An 18,682-nucleotide genomic window follows, 5' to 3' on the forward strand; every position below is an offset into this window, starting at 1 on the left:
AGCCCTATCTTTAAAGCCGTAGCCTTTGGGTTACGGCTTTTTTACGCAAACTTTTTGCTCATCTATTAGGTAGTATTCCGTAAATATAAATCACCTAGGAACTTACCGAATGAAAAAAACGTTCTTATTTCCCCTATTAACCTTGCTTGCTTCATCTGCTTATGCAGCTGAAAACTGTAGTGATGAACAACGGAATATGCATCGTGACAACTTGCATTTGATGATACAAAAAATCGTTTATGGCCCTGTCAAAACAATTAAATCTATAAACTATAGCTCGGTTCCTAAAGGCTCATCGTTAGACACTAAAACGATTGAAATGATATTTTTACCTTGTGGTGAACTGGAAAGCTATCAAAGTGAATCAAAATGGTTTTTAAATGGAGAGCTCTTCTCATCACTGAAAAGAACAATCCAGAAAAAACCAGTTTATACAATAGTAAACCTGATTTCATTCGACCAACCCGTGCAGAATATGGAAAGCAAGTTCACTTTTGAACAAGACCCATCAGGCAAAATATCAGAAATCAGAACTCAAGACCAAGCAGGCAAAGCCTATACTGTCACAGCTAAGTATAAAAATGACAAAATAGATTCGACAAAAGGGTTTTTTGAAGGGACAGAGGTGTTTTACCAATATTCCTATGATGACCAAGGTAGGTTAGCCGCTATTCATGGAAATTCAGGGCGTGATACTCGCCAATTTACTTATGACTCTGATGGCTTTTTTCAGAAAGAAACACGGGCAATTAAAATTGATACTGATGAAATAACTACCACCATTGAATGTCTCGAAACTGATAAATATGGTAATTGCTTAACTGAAACAGTAACCAATTCACATAGTAGCCAGCCAACCCCTTTAATTGAGACGTTTAAATACCAGTACCAGTACTATTAATTTGTATTCCATGAAAAATCCATGACGATAAAACGTCATGGATCATCAAGAAACTATAAATAAGCGTTATTCTGCCATTTGTACTTTGAACTCATCCCCTGTCCAAACCGGCAACCCTTGGTCTTTAAAAAACTGAATTTCCGCTGCAACACCACCGCTCTTTTCCCAGCCTGGCAATGTCAGCACAATTAAACCATCACAGCGCTTTAGAAATTCCATATCAATAGAAGACCATGCGACTTTTTGCCCCTGTGAGGCCAAGTATTGGTTAATTGGATGGGTCATCGTGATTTGGCTATAAGTAGCGATACCTTTAAGCGCAAGTTCTGCCGCAAATTTAGTACATCCAGCAAAGCGCATTTCTACGACACTGCTATCGGGGTCTGAATAAGGGCAAGCAATAAAATAGAGGCTCATAATCATTCCTAGTATTGGCGTTAATCAAATTTTGGGTAAAGTAACCCTATGAAAAATAATTAAATATATTTCATAGGGAGTGTTTATAATTGAATGATAAAAATTAAAGCTTATTCAACATCCGCAACAATAATTTTCGTTTTAGGATGTTTTTTATTTTCAGGTAATTTAAATTCTTTGCTGGTTGTCACCAAATAATCAATATTGTCCCAACTCGTCACAAAATTAATCGCATGCTTATTAGCCTTTGTGCCATCCGCTAACACCATTAATTTATCGCTGTTTTCCATCATCTTTTGCGCAATTGCGGCTTCATCGACGTGCTGGTCCATCACACCATGCAATGCATGTATCGCCCCTGCCCCAATCACTGCGTAATCTGCAAAAAACTCAGCAATATTTTTTAGCGCAATGGCACCTAAGCATGCGTTTTGTGCGGCGTTAAATTGCCCACCAATCAAAATTGTTTCGATAGTTACGTTTTCTTGTAACGTATTTGCCAATAAAGGCGAATTCGTAATAACCGTTAAATTATCAATCAACTTGATTCTTTGGCTAAATTCAAAGGTCGTCGTGCCAAAATCGATAAACAATGTGTCTCCGGGTTTAATCAGCTCCGCGGCTTTCGCTGCAATCGCTTTTTTCTCATCAACCGCGGCTTGGGCTCTTTCCGTAAAATTACGTTCAAATTTTGACTGAATGTTTACGGCTCCACCATGGACTTTTTTTAGTAACTTTTGTGTTTCAAGTTTACTAAGGTCACGACGGATAGTTTCTTGCGCGACATTAAAATGTTTAGCAAGCTCCTGTACGTAAACCTGCCCTTGAGTAGAAAGTAACTCAATGATGGTTTGATGACGTACTTTTGAGGAACGTCCCTCACACATAGTTTAATCCTTCTTAACCATTTAACTTTCCAGCACTATACAACAGTGATGCTAATTTCAGTAGCTCCCCGTTGTATTTTTGTTAAATCAATGTTTTTCAGTAAAATACGTCGGGTTGGTAAGCAGCGATGCCGTTTTTCATATAACAGAGTATTCCCAGCCATAACACGGATGGTTCCGCTTACTGGTTGTGTAACTTTGATATTAAAATCAATCTGTCGCACCGATAAATCATCAATATCTATACATGCTGGAACACTAAAACAAATTTTCGGGTCATACTGCACAGGAATACATTGGGCCACTTTTAATTGTTGCTGATGATGATTCGCTAATAAATCGTCAGCAATCCGCTCTCCTGTCACCAATCCTTCTTGATAGCATTGGTCGCCCATATCGGCAGGATGCAACATATTACCAGCGGCATAGTAACTGGCATCTGAACAACGCCCATATTGGTCTGTTACCGGTTTTCCTGTCTCCGCATCAAACCCCAAATGGCTTTTACGGATTAACGTGTTTTCACCGACAAATTGCCCCGTAAAAATGACCGAATCACACATAATTTTGTGGCTTTTACCTTTGGTTTCAACAACCACATATTCCACGCGATCTAAGCCACCAATTTCAGTAATTTTACTATTCAAATAAACGGGGGTTCCCATCGCTTTGGCAAATAACGTCGCGGGTTTAAACGCTAAAATCCGCTCGCCACTTTCAATCATCGCTTGGGCTTTAACACCAGCGTTTTTTAGTGTCCATAGTGCAGAAAAACTCACTAATTCACTGCCTACAATCACTGGATTACGGCAAGGCTTCTTACCGTTTAAATAAACAAATTGCTGTAATGCCCCGGCTGTTAATACTCCTTGAGGGCGCAAACCTGAAACTAAGCGTGGGTGTCGAGGTGTCTCTCTTACCCCCGTCGCTATCAATACTCGTTTAGCTTGCATCTCAACAAGGCCTTCTGGCGTTGAAACGGTTAATTTTCCATTAGGTTGTAACGCAGTCACGGTACTACGGGTGAAAATTGGCGTGTTTCCCAGTTGATTGACAATTTTTTCTGCAAATTGATTGCCTTTCATCGGCCGTTTAAAGGCTAATATGCCAAATGTAGGGTGCTGGCAGTGACGCGGAACGCCTCCCGCCTGTGCTTCACGTTCAATAATAGCGATATTTTGAACACCACGACGGCGTAACGCCTGCGCTGCCGCAACACCAGTAGGGCCAGAGCCAATGATAATCACATCATAATTTAAACTCATTTTACGGCCTCCACTGCCAGTGTGTGGTCGAAGCGACCATTAATAATTTCAGCCACCTGACTACTACAATAAAACCCATTACAGCGCCCCATCATCACTCGTGTTCTGCGGCGTAAAGCACCTAAACACTCAGGAGGAATATCCGAATCAAATGCGGCTTCAATCTCCCGCTGAGTCACTAATTCACAATGGCAAACAATACCGCCATTGCTTTTGCATTGGTAATCCCGTTGGTGATATTCAGAAATCATTGGCATGGTTGGCCAAATTAGCGCTTCTGGAGGTGACAATTCAAAAAGTGGTGTGAAGTTTTCTTGATACAATTTACCAAGATAACTAGCCACCCCTAAAGCTGAAGTTAGGCCTGTTGAACGAATTCCCCCCGCACATATCCACTGCTTTTCAGGGTAATCATTAATGCGGTAATATTTTTCTTCTGTAGCAGGACGTAACCCCGCATAGGTTGCGGTCACACTGTAATTATGCAATGAAGGTAACATACGTGAACCTTGGGCAATTAAGTCTTCAAGGACTTCTTGTTTTACCTCAGCTTTCCAACGGTCATCTTGTTCTTCCGCTGTTGGGCCAAGCAAAAGGTTGCCGAAGATAGTTTTTGATAACAGTACGCCTTTTGTGATAGCGGTCGGAACAGGTAGGATAATTGCATTGATATCCGCTGCTGCGGCTTTATCATAGACGAGAAACTGCCCTTTACGTGGCTTTATTTGGAACGGTGATGGGTGGCAAATTGATTCAACAATGTCGCCATTAATTCCCGCACAATTAATGACTAAACGGGCAGAAAACTCACCTTTTGATGTGGTTAATCGCCATATTCCATCATTGAGTGCTCCACCGCTTACCTCACAATGAAAACGGTATTCAGCCCCATGTTTCACTGCTTGGGTTAAATACGAAAGTGGTGTACTCCATGGGTCAATAACCGCTTCACCTGGCACAGAAACAGCCGCGAGTGCTCCCGGTGCTAGATGAGGTTCTCTGCGATAGAGTTCTTCTTTATCAATAATTGCCACATCTAATACATTGTTAGTGTGTGCTTGCTCTACTATCGCGGGCAATTTACTAAGCTGCTCATCATTCCATGCAACCACTAATGCCCCTGTTTCAAGAAGAGGTAAATTCATTTTTTCTCTGATTTCAATGAATTCACGATACCCCTCTTGCATGCACTCAAGTTCTAGACTCCCTGGTGTGGCGTCAAAACCTGTGTGTAATAGCGCACTATTTGCCTTACTTGCTCCCGAAAGGATGTCACCTCCACGTTCAAGTAACAACGTGTTGGCACCCATCAGTGTGAATTTACGTGTCACAGCACAGCCAATGACACCACCGCCGATGACAATGACATCCCAAATTTTTTTATTATTAATATCCATGGCTGAGATCCTTAACTTAAAACTTGCACACATAAAACCACATAATTCCCACAATCACAATAATTAAAACAACACAAAGCACAACAACAACCAAAAAATTACTCACATTGTTACTTTATTGTGATTTTTGTCACATTAGTGAAACTTACTGTGAGTTTTTTGTGGATTTTATTTCCGATTAAACGATAGTAAGCAAAAAAACAGACCTATTTACAACATTTATAACACTGGGAATACTGTGATGCTCAATCAACGTTATGCGGCTATCGATCAGGGAACAACGGGAACCCGGGTCGTTGTCTTTGAAGAAGGCGGCCATTATCACTCCCCTATGAGCATTCCTCATAAACAAATCACATTGAATAGTGGTTGGGTTGAACATGACCCAGAGGAAATACTGGCCAATATCATTAAATGCTTACATAGCTGTGAAGTGGTTGATGCTATTGGGCTTTGCCACCAAGGCGAAAGTATTGTGGCGTGGGATGCGGACAGCAAGCGCCCTTTATACAATGCTATTGTTTGGCAAGACTTACGGACAGAAAAAACCATCTCAATGCTCAAGGAAGCAGGGTTAGAGCCGCTGGTACAGTCTAAGTCAGGCTTACCGCTAGACCCTTATTTTTCCGCCAGCAAAATGGGTTGGATTATTGAAAATGTCGTCGGTGCGAAAACATTAGCGGATAAAAATAAATTACGTATTGGTACGATGGATGCATTCTTCCTCGACCGCTTATGTGGCGTATTTGTCACCGACTACAACTCAGCGTCTCGAACTTCATTACTCAATATTCATACCTTGGAGTGGGACCAAGAGCTATGTGACATTTTTGGTGTTCCCATCCATTGCTTGCCGCCTATTAAAGACAACATTGGTGACTTTGGCGCAATAAATCTTGATGGGCACCTCACCCCAGTCACCGCCATTATTGTTGACCAATTTGCTGGCACATTCGGCCATGGTTGTCGTGAAAAAGGCGATGCCAAAATCACCTTCGGTACAGGCGCGTTCTTGCAAGCACTTACTGGCACCGATATTCCACAAACTCATAACAGTGGTTTATTACCGACACTCTGTTGGAAGTTTCCCAACCAACCCCCTGTCTTTGGCTTAGATGGTGGCGTATACAACGCAGCATCTGCCATTAATTGGGCTCGCAAAATCGGTTTGTTTGACTCATTCGATGAACTGGGTGATTTCAGGGCTGAATCCGCCATTAAACGTGGTCTTGCCTTTGTCCCAGCGTTATCTGGTTTAGGGTGCCCATACTGGGATCGCAGTGCCGCAGGTCTCTGGGCTGGGCTTTCATTAGATACTGACAAAAAAGACATGATGCAGTCTGTCTTGGAAGGTATAGCAGCACGCTCCGCTGAAGTTATTTTTGCAATGGAAAAAATTTCACCGCTAGGCCAATCAATCTCAGTCGATGGAGGGCTTTCTTCAAATCAATATTTTAAGCAATTTTTAGCTAATTTATTACAAAAAGACATTGAAGCACCAGCAAACCGTGAAGTAACCGCACTAGGCGCTGCCTTATTGGCTCGCAAAGGCATAGGGATCACTCACGAAATGGCGGTAAGACGCAACGCTACTGTGACACATCCTGATGGAACGAATATGCAAGGTGTGATGGAACAATATCGCGACATCATTGCCCGTTCTCGCCAATTAAGACACTAAAATAATAAAAGGAAACCCTACCATGGCTGAATTCGGAAATTATATTATTTATTTGATCATGTGCGGAGCCATCATTGGCGCAGTCGCATCCATAGTGAAACCAACCAGTGAACTTGGGAAAGAGTTTGTTAACGGGATCTTTTCTATCGGCCCTGTATTTCTTGCTCAAGCGGGGATCATGGCCGCAGTGCCGCTGCTCTCACAGTTAATCTCTTACATTCTTGGCCCCGTCTTTTCCTCAGTCGGATCAGACGTCTCCATTGCAGCTTTATCGATTATTGCGGTTGATATGGGCGGTTACCAGCTAGCTGATGCTTTGACAACTAATCGAGATATGTGGATCACGGCAATGCTGATCGGTTATACCTCGGGTGCCACCATTGTTTACCTGATCCCTGTAGGGTTAACAATGTTAAATCGCAAAGATCATAAGTATCTTGCGCTTGGTGCAATGGCTGGGTTGATCTCAATACCATTTGGCGTACTCGCTTCGCTTCTGTTGATTACATTCAATAATATTCCTGTCAGGGATATTATTTCCACGAACTCACCGGCAGCACATCAATTAACCTTAGATTTCTTTACCATGTTGCAATACTTGATGCCGCTGTTTGTATTCTGTTTCTTATTGGCTGCTGGGCTAAAATATCGCCCGATGTTAATGGTAACCGGCTTCCTGATTTTCGGTAAAATCATGGATGCATTCGTCAAATTAGTCTTAGCGTTTTCAATTGTTGAACACTTTACTGGTGTATTCACTAAAGTTTTCGGCGCATGGGGCTTCGACCCGCTATTTGCTGACCAAAATGAGCTATTCCGCGCCATCGAAATTGCAGGCTATATCGGTATTATGTTAGCGGGGACATTCCCAATTTGCTATCTGTTCCAACGCTACTGTAAGCCTTTAGTACGTGCATTAAGTAACCGTTTAAAGCTGAGCGATACGGGTTCTTTAGGATTTATTATGGTTATGGCAAACATTATTGCTACTTATCACTTATTCAAAGAAATGCGTGCGAGGGATAAAGTATTATGTGTCGCATTCGGTGTTTGTGCACAGGCAACCATCGGTGACCATCTTGCTTTCACCGCTAACTTCCAACCCACTCTCGTTTTACCTATTTTACTTGGTAAGTTGGTAGGCGGCTTCTTAGCGGTATTTATTGCGATTAAAATCTCAGTACCGCAGGCGATGCGTTATGAAGCTGAAGATGCAAAAGCAGCCGAAATAGTTAAAGAAGAAAGTGAACTCGCTGTTGCTAAACAACATTAATTAGCATTAACCATACTTATATATTTAAAGATAATTAGCTGTATGCCAAATATGAATACTCATAAAGTAGCATACAGCTTTTATTTATTAGTCTGAAATTAACTCAAACTCTCATCAATTATTAATATTGTACTCACTATATGGTTATCTATATTAGTCATCATTAACCATTACATTATTTATAGATACATAATTTGAAGGTAAATAATTACCTTAATTAATAAAATTTAGTGACAACAACTCATCAAAATAATTGTTCAAAAAGAAAGGCACCTCAATAACAATTATATTGAAGTGCCTTAAAATCGATATCATTAATTAAAATGAGAATTATTTCGCTTTAACGTTCCCAATAAGACTCTTCTAAGCTATCTTCTTTTTCAGGTAAGCCACGAGTCAAACGAGGCGAATGCTGAGTTAATACTTGATAACTTACACGATTAGCATATTTACATACTTGAGCTAAAGAAGAATACGTTAAGTATTGGCGCTCATGTTTACTGGAATTAGGCACATTAGAACGGTGGTAAGAATTGGCGGTAATATCGTGAAGTAATGCCGATAAAGCCCCGTCTCCCGCCCCATTTGTGTTCATTATTTTCTCAGGTCCCCCCATATAAGGCTCGATATGAGAGAAAATTCGTAATGGAACTTGGCAATCTTGCTGGCGCATTGCTCGGCTAAACTCGTACAAGTTAAATTCTGCAATTGCCCCCGGTAATAGTGGATGTTGCGTCGTACGTTTATAGGCGTCTTCGGTGTAGCCTGCCATATACAGGCCTGATGGGCCCGCCGTACATAAAACTAAATCTACCCAGTCTAATGCCATATTAGAGGCAAGTAATGGGTCACTCAGCCCTGTCAGTTCCTGCGCTTCGTCTTCATTCATTGCAACTACTGAAATATGCTCCGCTAAAAAATCACGCCAAAACTGAGGGTCTTGAGCAATAACAAATTTAGTTCCAAGCGTTAACACGACGGGGACATTGTGCTTTTTCGCATATGCAATAGCCTGCATAGTCGCATCAGGCATGGTTTCTCCGGGTTTACAGCGGACTAAATAAGCCGTTAATACCAACGCAGAAGCCCCAGCAATAATGTCCTCGGGAATGCTATTTGGGTGCAAGCGATTCATATGGCCAGGGCTGATAGCAAACGTTCGCTCGCCATTTTCAGTGATCAAGGTAAAACAGCGCCCGATAGGGCCATCCACACCTTGTAGAAAATTCAAATCCATGCGACTTGAGGTGTGACACAAATAGCGATACGCATAGCTACCAATTTGGATGCTATTGCACATTGTGCCCAATAAAACTGACCTGTCATCGGCTAAAACCGAATAGTTGTGCAGCGTATTGCCAATCGTTCCACCTGCAAACTCATGAGTAATCAAGGCATTATCTGTAAGTTCTTTATACAAAGCTTCGGCGACATCGTCTTCAATAACCAGCGAATGCCCCTTACTCAATTGATAGCGCTGAATGAAGTCGTCATCCACTTTCGCTTCAATATCGACTAATGTTTGGTCGATACCAACAATATAGGACTTACAATTCTCATCATCCGCCAATGTTTCTTTTAAAGGCTGTAATAAAGGATCTCTGAGACTAACAGGAAAATAGTGTTTTGACTTGCGTTGACCGGGGAATTTCATAATTAGAAGATTAACAATGGAACATCACCCTATTCTAGCACGATAAAATAAAGCCAGCACCTGCAAAGAAGACACTGGCCCCATTGTTTGTCATTTGGAAGTTATTTTATTGATTTTGATATTTATAATCGCGATAAAGCTCCCGACTTAACACAAATGCACAGCTCAAAATTAAACCGAGTATTGCGCTTAATGCAACAATTAACGATGATTTTGGTGAATCTTTATGCAACGGTAAGTCTGGCGTTAAAATAAACTTAACGGGTGTAAAATCTAATTCTTTAGCGGTTACTTCTTGTAAATTATCAAGGTAAATTTTACGGTTCTGTAAATTTTCGCTCATCAATGCCAAATCACGATTTTGGGTTTCAATCAGTAATTTTTTCTCTAAAGCTTCAGTTCCTAACGCAATAGGGTAATCAGGGTCATCATTGATAGCAACAGAATCGCTGGCTATCGGCTTTTCAATTCCAGCTGCTTTTGCAATATCAACGGCTCGTTTAAGCCTTTCAACCTTAACATCGTATTCAGTTTGAATTTTGCTAACTTCGCGTTTTAGTGACTCACTGGCATAAATAAGTTTCTCTGAAATCATATTGTCGATTTCAACTTTTAACTGTTGCCTTACTTTCGATGCGCTATAGCGAATATAACCTTCAAGTAAATCTTGGGCTTCCGTTGGCAAAGGTGCAGTAAAGCTCAAAACAATATCATTTGAAGTACTGTTTTTCTCTTTTGAGAGATCTTGAATTTTAATATCATTAGAAATGATTGAATTTACTAGCCTTTGTTGAGCAATAACATCATCTTTCGGGTCAATTTTCTCTGCCAGATTATGGTAATAATCAGTACTTCTTATATAACTTTCTTGATTAACTTTCGAACGATACTGGTCAACAAATGAATTAAAAATACGTTGAGCACTTAAATCAATAGGAATATCTAATACATCCAGTTGAGCTTTAAATGCGTTAACTTCTTTGAGCTCTTCAGATGCAGGAGGAATGACAATAGCAGTACTGCTCCATTTTTGAGGTAATAGTTTTACAACACCAACACTCACCACAATACAAACAACCGTAAATATAAGAATCAAAAATTTATGTTTTAACAAAATGGAAAACAAGGCCATTAAATCAATTTCATCGTTTTGCTGTATTTGAAATTGATGAGCAGAAGGTGACTTCTGCTCTATATTACCTTGTGGTGGCTGCTGCTTATTGCTCATATTAATTCCAAAAGACATAACATTTATTCAATCATTTATAATTTCAGATAAGTGATTATAGTCTATAATCAGCTTATTGATATATCGATAAGCAAACTTTTCTGCATTAATTTACTGAATTGATTACTTTAGAACATCTTGAATTATTGAATTAATCATATGAATGCTATTCGGATTATCATTTAATGCCGGTATATAATTATATTTGTTACCACCACTACTCATAAAAAACTCTTTATTTTGCTCGCTAATTTCTTCTAATGTTTCTAAGCAATCAACTGAAAAACCAGGACAAATGACCTGAACCGACTTTACGCCTTGGGAGGGTAATTCATGCATGGTTTTATCCATATATGGCATCAGCCAAGGCTCACGTCCAAAGCGTGACTGATAGGTCAGCATGACTTTATCACTTGGGTAATTTAACGCTTCACGGAGCGCCTCTGCCGTTTTTTCACATTCCTGCTGGTAGATATCACCTGTATCACAATAACGCTGTGGAATACCGTGGAACGACAATATAAGCCTATCGGGTTCACCATGCAGAGCAAAGCTTTCTTCTATCGAAGCCACTAAAGCTTGAATATAAGCAGGGTGTGTCGCATAACTACGAATGAATTGCACGCTTGGAATGGTACGTCTACTTTCAAACGCTCTGGTTAATGCATCATAAACCGCAGCCGTTGTTGTGCAAGAATACTGTGGATACAGTGGAAGAACCACTAAATCGGTCACGCCTTGGTCTAGCAAGCTATCCACCGCACTTTTGATTGAAGGCGAACCATAGCTCATACCTATCTCTACGGCAATATTAGGTAATAGCTCAGCTAATTTTTGTTTTTGACGTAAAGAGTAAACCAATAATGGCGATCCCCCGTCTAACCAAATAGATTGGTATAACTTCGCCACTTTAGAAGAACGAAGAGGTAAAATCGCCCCATGTAAAATCGGCTTCCAAATCAAGCGGGGGACATCTATAACGCGTTTATCGCTAAGAAATTCGGCTAAATAGCGTTTCACTGCTGAGGTCGTTGGGGCATCAGGGGTTCCTAGGTTAGCTAACAAAATGCCGTATTTTTTTTCTGACATGAAACAACTCCTAATTGATAATTATTCCCAACTTTAGCACAGTTAATTAACGATTTTTGTCACCAAGTGGTATAAAAAACAAAGGCAGCGATCATCGCTGCCTCCATATAATACCTTATACTTAAAATAATTCGAATTGCAGTTACGATTACTGCAACACAAAGCATGGCAAGTACAAATATTAACCTAAAATTTTTGCTAGTTCTTCACTAACTTCTGCCACTTTACGAGTACCGTCTAATTTGAAGTACTTGGTATTACCTTGTTTAGCTTCATTTTGGTAGTACGCAATTAAAGGTGCAGTTAATGCATGATATTCAACCAGACGCTTACGCACGGTGTCTTCTTGGTCATCTTTACGGATGGTTAATTCTTCACCTGTTACATCGTCTTTGCCTTCAACCTTTGGTGGGTTGAAGTTGATGTGGTAAACACGGCCTGATGGCGCATGTACACGACGACCAATGATACGCTCAACAATGATATCGTCTGGTACATCAAATTCCAGTACGTTATCAACCGTGATACCCGCTTCTTTCATCGCGTCCGCTTGTGGGATTGTACGAGGGAACCCATCCAACAAGAAGCCATTGCGGCAGTCATCTTGTTTGATGCGCTCTTTAACTAATGCGATAACTAATTCATCAGTAACTAATTTACCGTTATCCATCAGCTCTTTAGCTTGTAAGCCGAGTTCGCTCCCTGATTTAACAGCTGCACGTAACATGTCACCTGTTGAAATTTGAGGGATCCCAAACTTTTCCATAATAAATTGAGCTTGAGTGCCCTTACCAGCGCCTGGAGCGCCAAGCAGAATGATACGCATTGCGTAAACCCCTTGCTATTTAGATTTTTATAATTTGAAAAGAAAACAAGCTACCATACCATTAGCATACGGCTTTACTCAAGAACACACGTAAACGATTTCGCATTTATCTTTTTTCGCAAAAGAAAAAAACCACGCTAAAGCACAAGCAAAAGCGCGGTTTATGCTCAATATCGAAAATATCAAATTAAATTACTTTAGAAGTAATTCATTGATTTTACGAATAAATAGGTTTGGATCTTCCAATGTACCACGTTCTGCTAATAATGCTTGATCCAACAATACATCTACCCAATCAGCAAACACAGATTCATCTGACACTTCTGCGGCTTTTTTCACCAATGGATGTGTTGGGTTCAATTCGAAGTTATATTTTACTTCTGGCGCGGCTTGCCCTGCTGCTGCAAACAGTTTTGCCATTTGTGTACTCATTTCATCCGCATCTGTCGTAACAATGGCAGGCGTATCCGTTAAGCGATGTGTGAGTTTAACTTCTTTAACACGCTCACCAAGGAATGATTTAACGCGTTCAACAAATGGCTCTAATTGTTTATCCGCTTCCTCTTGTTCCGCTTTGTTTTCATCCGCTAGCTTATCTAATGACTCGTCTGCTTTGCTCACGGATTGGAACTGTTTACCGTCGAATTCAGACAGATAGTTCATCATCCATTCGTCAATACGGTCAGATAACAGTAGGACTTCAATACCTTTTTTACGGAATAGCTCAAGGTGTGGGCTGCCTTTCGCCGCCGCATAGCTATCTGCAGTGATATAATAGATTTTATCTTGGCCTTCAACCATGCGGCTTACATAATCTTCTAAAGAAACATTCTGTACGCTGCTATCGGTATGAGTTGTTGCAAAACGCAGAAGTTTAGCAATAGTTTCACTATTTGCCATATCTTCCGCAGGGCCTTCTTTCATCACCAAGCCAAATTGTTGCCAGAAGGTTTGGTATTTTTCTGTGTCAGATTTAGCCAGTTTCTCAAGCATTTGCAGAACACGTTTCGTTAATGCGCTGCGTAAACTACGAGTTAATGCGCTGTCTTGCAGTATTTCACGAGACACGTTCAGTGGTAAATCATTGGAATCCAACACCCCACGAATAAAACGCAGGTAATTAGGCATAAACTGTTCTGCGTCATCCATAATAAATACGCGTTGAACATAGAGTTTCAAGCCGTGCTGTTGGTCACGATTCCATAGGTCAAATGGCGCTTTAGACGGCACATACAGCAAGCTCGTATACTCTTGCTTACCTTCTACACGGTTATGTGACCATGTTAGTGGGTCTGCGTAGTCATGGGAAATATGTTTATAGAATTCAGCGTATTCTTCGTCTGAAATTTCAGATTTGCTACGCGTCCATAATGCTTTCGCTTGGTTAATTTTTTCCCAAGTTACCGTACCGTCTTCTTCATTTTTTTCTTCGATTTCAACTGGTAAAGCAATATGGTCAGAATATTTGCTAATCACTGAACGTAAGCGCCAGTTATCCAGATATTCCTTTTCATCATCGCGCAAATGCAAAGTGATTTCGGTGCCGCGCTCCGCTTTTTCAATATCAGCGATGGTGTATTCACCTTCACCAGCAGATTCCCAGAACACACCTTCATCGGCAGGGGCACCAGCTGCGCGGCTACGTACAGTCACTTTATCAGCCACAATAAATGCAGAATAGAAGCCCACACCAAATTGACCAATCATTTGGCTATCTTTGACTTGGTCACTACCTAATGACTCTAAGAATGCTTTTGTGCCTGACTTCGCGATAGTTCCAAGGTTTTCAATCACCTCTTCGCGGCTCATACCGATACCGTTATCACTGATGGTCAATGTACCTTTGTCTTTATCGGCACTAATACGCACGCGCAGGTCACCATCGTTTTCATACAGTTCTGGTTTAGATAATGCACGAAAACGCAGTTTATCCGCCGCATCTGATGCGTTGGAGATCAATTCACGTAAGAAAATCTCTTTATTTGAATAAAGAGAGTGGATCATTAATTGGAGGAGTTGTTTAACTTCTGATTGGAAACCACGAGTTTCCTGTCCTTTCATACTCATTAATCGCCTCTATTTCATCAATCTAATTGGATAGGTTTGACTTATCGATGCAGATTAGTTGGGGGCGAAAAAATAGAATTCAACCACTAACCACAAATTAGAAGCTAAATTAATATGAATGAAAGGAAATGACCGAAGACTACGATGCTTTTGCTTGAAGGATATTTTTGAATTAAGGGTTTTGCTTTGAGGGGTTTGCCTTTAAATTTTAAAAACAGCACCTCACCATCATCCTCTAAATAATTTGTGCCGTAGCTAGGCGTCGAATGCATTAATCCCTGGGAGCATACACAAGTATGTGACTAGGGTTGATGCATGAAGACAACAACGCTACGGCGCAAAGAATGACGAGGACTTTAGAGCCGTTGGCGCCCCGCCAACGAGTGAGAAAGTGTGGTTCCATCAACCATTTCCAACTCCCCCCCCACAGGCACCCCGTGTGCAATTCGGCTCGCAGCCACCCCATATTGCGCGCACATTTGGCCAATATAGTTTGCTGTCGCTTCACCTTCAACCGTTGGGTTGGTTGCTAAAATCACTTCATTGATAGTCTCTGATGCCAAACGCTCTTCTAGTCTATCAAGACCGATATCCATTGGGCCAATACCATCAAGTGGTGACAAATGCCCCATCAGCACAAAATAACGCCCGGAAAATTGCCCGGTTTGTTCTATTGCATAGATATCTGCTGGGCTTTCAACAATACAAATCAAACCATTTTGTTGGCGGCGAGGGTTATCGCAGATATTACAGACCTCTTGTTCTGTAAATGTTCTGCAATCACGGCAGTGACCTATTTCAGACATGGCTCGAGTGAGCGATTGCGCTAAACGCATTCCCCCACTGCGGTCACGCTGTAAAAGATGAAAAGCCATTCGCTGCGCTGACTTGGGGCCAACCCCTGGGAGACAGCGCAGAGCTTCCATCAAAGATTCAAGAAGCGGACTTGTTTGCATTAGAATGGCATCTTAAAGCCTGGTGGTAATTGCATACCACTGGAAACACTCGCCATTTTTTCTTTCTGCGTTTCTTCGATACGACGAGCAGCATCATTAAATGCCGCAGCAATCAAGTCTTCTAACATTTCTTTGTCGTCTTCGAGTAAGCTAGGGTCAATTTCAACACGGCGGCAGTTGTGTGAGCCGTTAATCGTCACTTTAACTAAGCCAGCACCAGATTCGCCTGTAGCTTCTAGTTGAGCGATTTCTTCCTGAACTTTTTGCATTTTATCTTGCATTTGCTGGGCCTGTTTCATCAGGTTACCCAATCCACCTTTACCAAACATAGTTATCTCTCACAACTGAGGCTACAGCTTAACAATGAGACTGTAGCGTTAAACGGGGCGAATACTCTCTTCATCTAATTGCGCATCAAACATTGAGCGCAGTTTTTGAATCGTTTTATCCGCAATAATAGACTGGCGCGCTTGTGCCAGTTTTTCTTCATAAATCGCCTGTCGCCATTCTAGCGGGGTTTTCACCTCGCTATTATCATCATGAACGATTTTCAGTTCAACAGTACGACCATATAGTTCGCTCAGAGCTTCTTCCAACGCTTTATGTGCCGATGGTTTATCGAGGTGCTTCTGAGCCGAGCGCAAATGTAAAACAATTTGCGACTCACTTAATTCTTCTATATATGAATTCAAAGCTAATTGTTCAACCAGCTTGGGAATATTTAATTTTGCAATTTTCCCAGACCAGCTATCACGAATTCGCCCTTCCTCAATAATTTTAGCGGCTAATTCAGGCGTTTTTTCATATTCCAACGCCTCTTTGATTTCACTTGGCGTTGTTATTGCCTCTTTTGGTGCCATCGCCTCTTCATTTTGAGGCTTCCATTGGTACTGCTTTGGTTTTTGTGGTTTTGCTGCCTGAGCCGCTTTATTTACCACATTTTGTTGATGTTTGCTGGTCACGGCGGCCAGCCTTTCCAGTGCTGATGCCGCCGGCTTAGCCCTTTCAGGCATCACCGGTTTAGCCTTTTTTGGGCTAGGATCCTCACTTTGTGGAGATTGTAGCGCCTGCCTAGCCTTCAATAACTGTAACGTTGGGCTATTGTCTGGCAGATTTTCTGCTCGTGCTTGAACAGGAGGCACCCTTTGCACCATATTTGGTGCAGCAGGCGATGCCGATTGAACAGCCGCCTGCGTAATAACTTTTGGTGGAGCTTCAATTTCAGCAATCACATTTTTCGGATGAAAAGCTAATGCACGTAACAATGCCATTTCAACCCCCATACGCCGCTCAGGAGCATAAGGGAGTTCTTTTCTTCCAACTAATAACGTTTGGTAAAACAGTTGGAGATCTGCAGGAGAAATTACCCTTGCGACCTGCCGTAGCCGCCCTTCTGTCGATGATGGGTCTGTTTCTTGTTCAGCAGGAAGCAGTTGGATCATCGCGATACGGTGTAATTGCGACAAAACTTCCACCAGCAAGTTTTCCCAATCCGCACCGCGACTAGCAGCTTGCTCTACCTGTTCCATCACCGCCATGCTATCGGCACGTACTAACGCTTCAATAATCGCTAATGGCTGTTCATCATCAAGGGTTCCTAGCATTTGGCTAACTATATCAGCCGTTACTTTCCCTTGCCCCATCGCAATGGCTTGGTCAGTTAAGCTTAATGCATCACGTAAACTGCCATCCGCCGCTCTTGCAATAAGCTGGCGAGCTCGTTGGTCATGTTCAATATTTTCTGCATTCAGAATAAGTTCAAGCTGTTCACTGATTTGCGTGACATCTAATGCTTTTAGGTGGAATTGCAAACAGCGAGACAAAATGGTCACGGGGAGTTTTTGCGGGTCCGTCGTCGCCAACAAAAACTTCACATGTTCAGGCGGTTCTTCAAGGGTTTTTAATAACGCATTGAAACTATGACGAGACAACATGTGTACTTCGTCAATTAAATAAACTTTGAAGCGCCCACGTGCCGGCGCGTATTGGACGTTGTCTAATAATTCACGAGTATCTTCGACTTTGGTTCGGGAAGCCGCGTCAATTTCAATTAAGTCAACAAATCGCCCTTGTTCTATTTCAAGGCAGTTGGCACATTTACCACAAGGTGATGCAGTGATCCCTGTTTCGCAATTAAGGCCTTTGGCAAATAGGCGAGCAATCGTCGTTTTTCCTACACCACGTGTACCGGAGAAAAGATAGGCGTGATGAAGCCGCTGATGCGTTAGCCCATTAGCGAGTGCAGTCAAAACGTGCTGTTGGCCAACAACGTCTGAAAATTTTTGGGGGCGCCACTTACGGGCAAGTACCTGATAGCTCATGGATTCCACTGTCATTTAACATGGTACGTGAATATATATAATCATAGTACCATGCTACCACAGCCTCAACCTATACAGCGAGACTGTGATAAAAATAGAGGGAAAATAAAGATTAGTGGCCTGGGAATTCAACAAGGCTATAAGAAGAAACACCTTCTTTTTGCAGGCGCTCAACGCCGCCAAGGTCAGGTAAACAGATGATAAATGCGGCATCAACAACATTAGCACCGAGTTGTTTGATCATTTTAACTGTCGCTTCCACTGTACCACCTGTGGCAAGTAAGTCATCAACCACTAAGACATTATCTTCAGGGCTGATACTATCTTTATGGATTTCAAGTGTATCCGTGCCATATTCAAGGTCGTAAGTCATACTCAATACTTCACGTGGTAATTTCCCTTTTTTACGTACAGGGACAAAACCTACGCCTAAACGTAATGCAACTGGAGCGCCGAATAGAAAACCACGCGCTTCAGTTCCTACAATTTTAGTGACGCCTTTATTTTGATAATGTTCCACTAACATATCAATCGTTGCTTGGTATGCAGCAGGGTTATTTAATAAAGTCGTAATGTCACGAAAGATCACACCTTCGATTGGATAATCTTGGATAGATGCGATACTTTCTTTAATCAATTGCAGTTGTTGCTCTTTAGCGGTCATAATAAAAGCCATGTAGTAAACACGAAAGTGTAGAATCTATGTAAAGTACCATAAAA

At 41.5% G+C, this 18,682-nt stretch carries 16 protein-coding genes; 3 read left to right on the top strand and 13 right to left on the bottom strand.

The genetic code is table 11. The features are described 5' to 3' along the window. Positions 1-109 precede the first annotated feature (109 nt). Positions 110-901, top strand: a complete 792-nt coding sequence (locus PSF31_RS00680; protein ID WP_164561184.1) for an RHS repeat domain-containing protein — start codon at positions 110-112, stop codon at positions 899-901. A 66-nt stretch (positions 902-967) separates the two neighbouring features. On the opposite strand, the gene PSF31_RS00685 is transcribed toward PSF31_RS00680, so the two are convergent. The 4 genes from PSF31_RS00685 to PSF31_RS00700 all read right to left on the bottom strand — a co-directional run bounded on the left by PSF31_RS00685 (position 968) and on the right by PSF31_RS00700 (position 4,867). Continuing rightward, positions 968-1,318 carry a DUF1937 family protein gene (locus tag PSF31_RS00685; protein WP_096863264.1) on the bottom strand — a complete coding sequence of 117 codons (351 nt, stop codon included), beginning with the start codon at positions 1,316-1,318 and terminating at the stop codon, positions 968-970. Between the two features lie 110 nt (positions 1,319-1,428). After that, a complete protein-coding gene (locus PSF31_RS00690; protein ID WP_004260363.1) occupies positions 1,429-2,205 on the bottom strand; it encodes a DeoR/GlpR family DNA-binding transcription regulator in 777 nt (258 codons plus the stop codon). 35 nt (positions 2,206-2,240) lie between these two features. Further along, positions 2,241-3,470 carry an NAD(P)/FAD-dependent oxidoreductase gene (locus tag PSF31_RS00695; RefSeq protein ID WP_096863265.1) on the bottom strand — a complete coding sequence of 410 codons (1,230 nt, stop codon included), beginning with the start codon at positions 3,468-3,470 and terminating at the stop codon, positions 2,241-2,243. Then, a complete protein-coding gene (locus tag PSF31_RS00700; RefSeq protein ID WP_004260367.1) occupies positions 3,467-4,867 on the bottom strand; it encodes an NAD(P)/FAD-dependent oxidoreductase in 1,401 nt (466 codons plus the stop codon). The genes PSF31_RS00695 and PSF31_RS00700 overlap by 4 nt, the downstream gene beginning before the upstream one ends. A 241-nt stretch (positions 4,868-5,108) precedes the next feature. Here PSF31_RS00700 and PSF31_RS00705 point away from each other — a divergent pair, with 241 nt between their 5' ends. Continuing rightward, complete coding sequence (locus tag PSF31_RS00705) at positions 5,109-6,548, top strand: FGGY family carbohydrate kinase (protein WP_004260369.1); 1,440 nt, start codon at positions 5,109-5,111, stop codon at positions 6,546-6,548. Between the two features lie 22 nt (positions 6,549-6,570). Next, entirely contained in the window at positions 6,571-7,821 is a 1,251-nt protein-coding gene (gene eutH, locus PSF31_RS00710) for an ethanolamine utilization protein EutH (RefSeq protein WP_004260372.1), read from the top strand. Positions 7,822-8,161: 340 nt separating this feature from the next. Here eutH and PSF31_RS00715 read toward each other — a convergent pair whose 3' ends face one another. The 9 genes from PSF31_RS00715 to apt form a co-directional block, all read right to left on the bottom strand. Next, on the bottom strand, positions 8,162-9,475 hold the full coding sequence (locus tag PSF31_RS00715; protein ID WP_036958371.1) for an inosine/guanosine kinase: 1,314 nt from the start codon (positions 9,473-9,475) through the stop codon (positions 8,162-8,164). Between the two features lie 106 nt (positions 9,476-9,581). After that, complete coding sequence (gene wzz(fepE), locus PSF31_RS00720) at positions 9,582-10,703, bottom strand: LPS O-antigen length regulator Wzz(fepE) (protein ID WP_036958286.1); 1,122 nt, start codon at positions 10,701-10,703, stop codon at positions 9,582-9,584. 123 nt (positions 10,704-10,826) lie between these two features. Further along, entirely contained in the window at positions 10,827-11,792 is a 966-nt protein-coding gene (gene hemH, locus PSF31_RS00725; RefSeq protein WP_094960967.1) for a ferrochelatase, read from the bottom strand. Positions 11,793-11,973: 181 nt separating this feature from the next. Then, positions 11,974-12,618: an adenylate kinase gene (adk, locus tag PSF31_RS00730; protein WP_004260386.1), complete on the bottom strand. Its 645-nt coding sequence runs from the start codon at positions 12,616-12,618 to the stop codon at positions 11,974-11,976. A 192-nt stretch (positions 12,619-12,810) separates the two neighbouring features. Beyond that, positions 12,811-14,679 (bottom strand): molecular chaperone HtpG, encoded by a 1,869-nt coding sequence (gene htpG, locus PSF31_RS00735; RefSeq protein WP_164561310.1) that lies wholly within the window; start codon positions 14,677-14,679, stop codon positions 12,811-12,813. Between the two features lie 362 nt (positions 14,680-15,041). Further along, complete coding sequence (gene recR / locus PSF31_RS00740; protein WP_004260396.1) at positions 15,042-15,641, bottom strand: recombination mediator RecR; 600 nt, start codon at positions 15,639-15,641, stop codon at positions 15,042-15,044. Then, the gene (locus tag PSF31_RS00745; RefSeq protein ID WP_004260403.1) at positions 15,641-15,970 is read right to left on the bottom strand and encodes a YbaB/EbfC family nucleoid-associated protein; all 330 of its coding nucleotides are present in this window, start codon (positions 15,968-15,970) and stop codon (positions 15,641-15,643) included. Before PSF31_RS00745 ends, recR begins: the two co-directional genes overlap by 1 nt. 48 nt (positions 15,971-16,018) lie before the next feature. Next, positions 16,019-17,962 carry a DNA polymerase III subunit gamma/tau gene (dnaX, locus tag PSF31_RS00750; protein WP_096863266.1) on the bottom strand — a complete coding sequence of 648 codons (1,944 nt, stop codon included), beginning with the start codon at positions 17,960-17,962 and terminating at the stop codon, positions 16,019-16,021. Positions 17,963-18,074: 112 nt separating this feature from the next. Then, positions 18,075-18,626: an adenine phosphoribosyltransferase gene (apt, locus tag PSF31_RS00755; RefSeq protein WP_036958374.1), complete on the bottom strand. Its 552-nt coding sequence runs from the start codon at positions 18,624-18,626 to the stop codon at positions 18,075-18,077. Positions 18,627-18,682: the final 56 nt, after the last annotated feature.

Source organism: Providencia sp. PROV156 (genome assembly GCF_028480905.1).
Taxonomy (GTDB): domain Bacteria; phylum Pseudomonadota; class Gammaproteobacteria; order Enterobacterales; family Enterobacteriaceae; genus Providencia; species Providencia hangzhouensis.

Coding starts and splice junctions, on each gene's coding strand:
- PSF31_RS00680 (WP_164561184.1), top strand. CDS start 110: ATGAAAAAAACGTTCTTATTTCCCCTATTAACCTTGCTTGCTTCATCT.
- PSF31_RS00685 (WP_096863264.1), bottom strand. CDS start 1,318: ATGAGCCTCTATTTTATTGCTTGCCCTTATTCAGACCCCGATAGCAGT.
- PSF31_RS00690 (WP_004260363.1), bottom strand. CDS start 2,205: ATGTGTGAGGGACGTTCCTCAAAAGTACGTCATCAAACCATCATTGAG.
- PSF31_RS00695 (WP_096863265.1), bottom strand. CDS start 3,470: ATGAGTTTAAATTATGATGTGATTATCATTGGCTCTGGCCCTACTGGT.
- PSF31_RS00700 (WP_004260367.1), bottom strand. CDS start 4,867: ATGGATATTAATAATAAAAAAATTTGGGATGTCATTGTCATCGGCGGT.
- PSF31_RS00705 (WP_004260369.1), top strand. CDS start 5,109: ATGCTCAATCAACGTTATGCGGCTATCGATCAGGGAACAACGGGAACC.
- eutH (WP_004260372.1), top strand. CDS start 6,571: ATGGCTGAATTCGGAAATTATATTATTTATTTGATCATGTGCGGAGCC.
- PSF31_RS00715 (WP_036958371.1), bottom strand. CDS start 9,475: ATGAAATTCCCCGGTCAACGCAAGTCAAAACACTATTTTCCTGTTAGT.
- hemH (WP_094960967.1), bottom strand. CDS start 11,792: ATGTCAGAAAAAAAATACGGCATTTTGTTAGCTAACCTAGGAACCCCT.
- adk (WP_004260386.1), bottom strand. CDS start 12,618: ATGCGTATCATTCTGCTTGGCGCTCCAGGCGCTGGTAAGGGCACTCAA.
- htpG (WP_164561310.1), bottom strand. CDS start 14,679: ATGAAAGGACAGGAAACTCGTGGTTTCCAATCAGAAGTTAAACAACTC.
- recR (WP_004260396.1), bottom strand. CDS start 15,641: ATGCAAACAAGTCCGCTTCTTGAATCTTTGATGGAAGCTCTGCGCTGT.
- PSF31_RS00745 (WP_004260403.1), bottom strand. CDS start 15,970: ATGTTTGGTAAAGGTGGATTGGGTAACCTGATGAAACAGGCCCAGCAA.
- dnaX (WP_096863266.1), bottom strand. CDS start 17,962: ATGAGCTATCAGGTACTTGCCCGTAAGTGGCGCCCCCAAAAATTTTCA.
- apt (WP_036958374.1), bottom strand. CDS start 18,626: ATGACCGCTAAAGAGCAACAACTGCAATTGATTAAAGAAAGTATCGCA.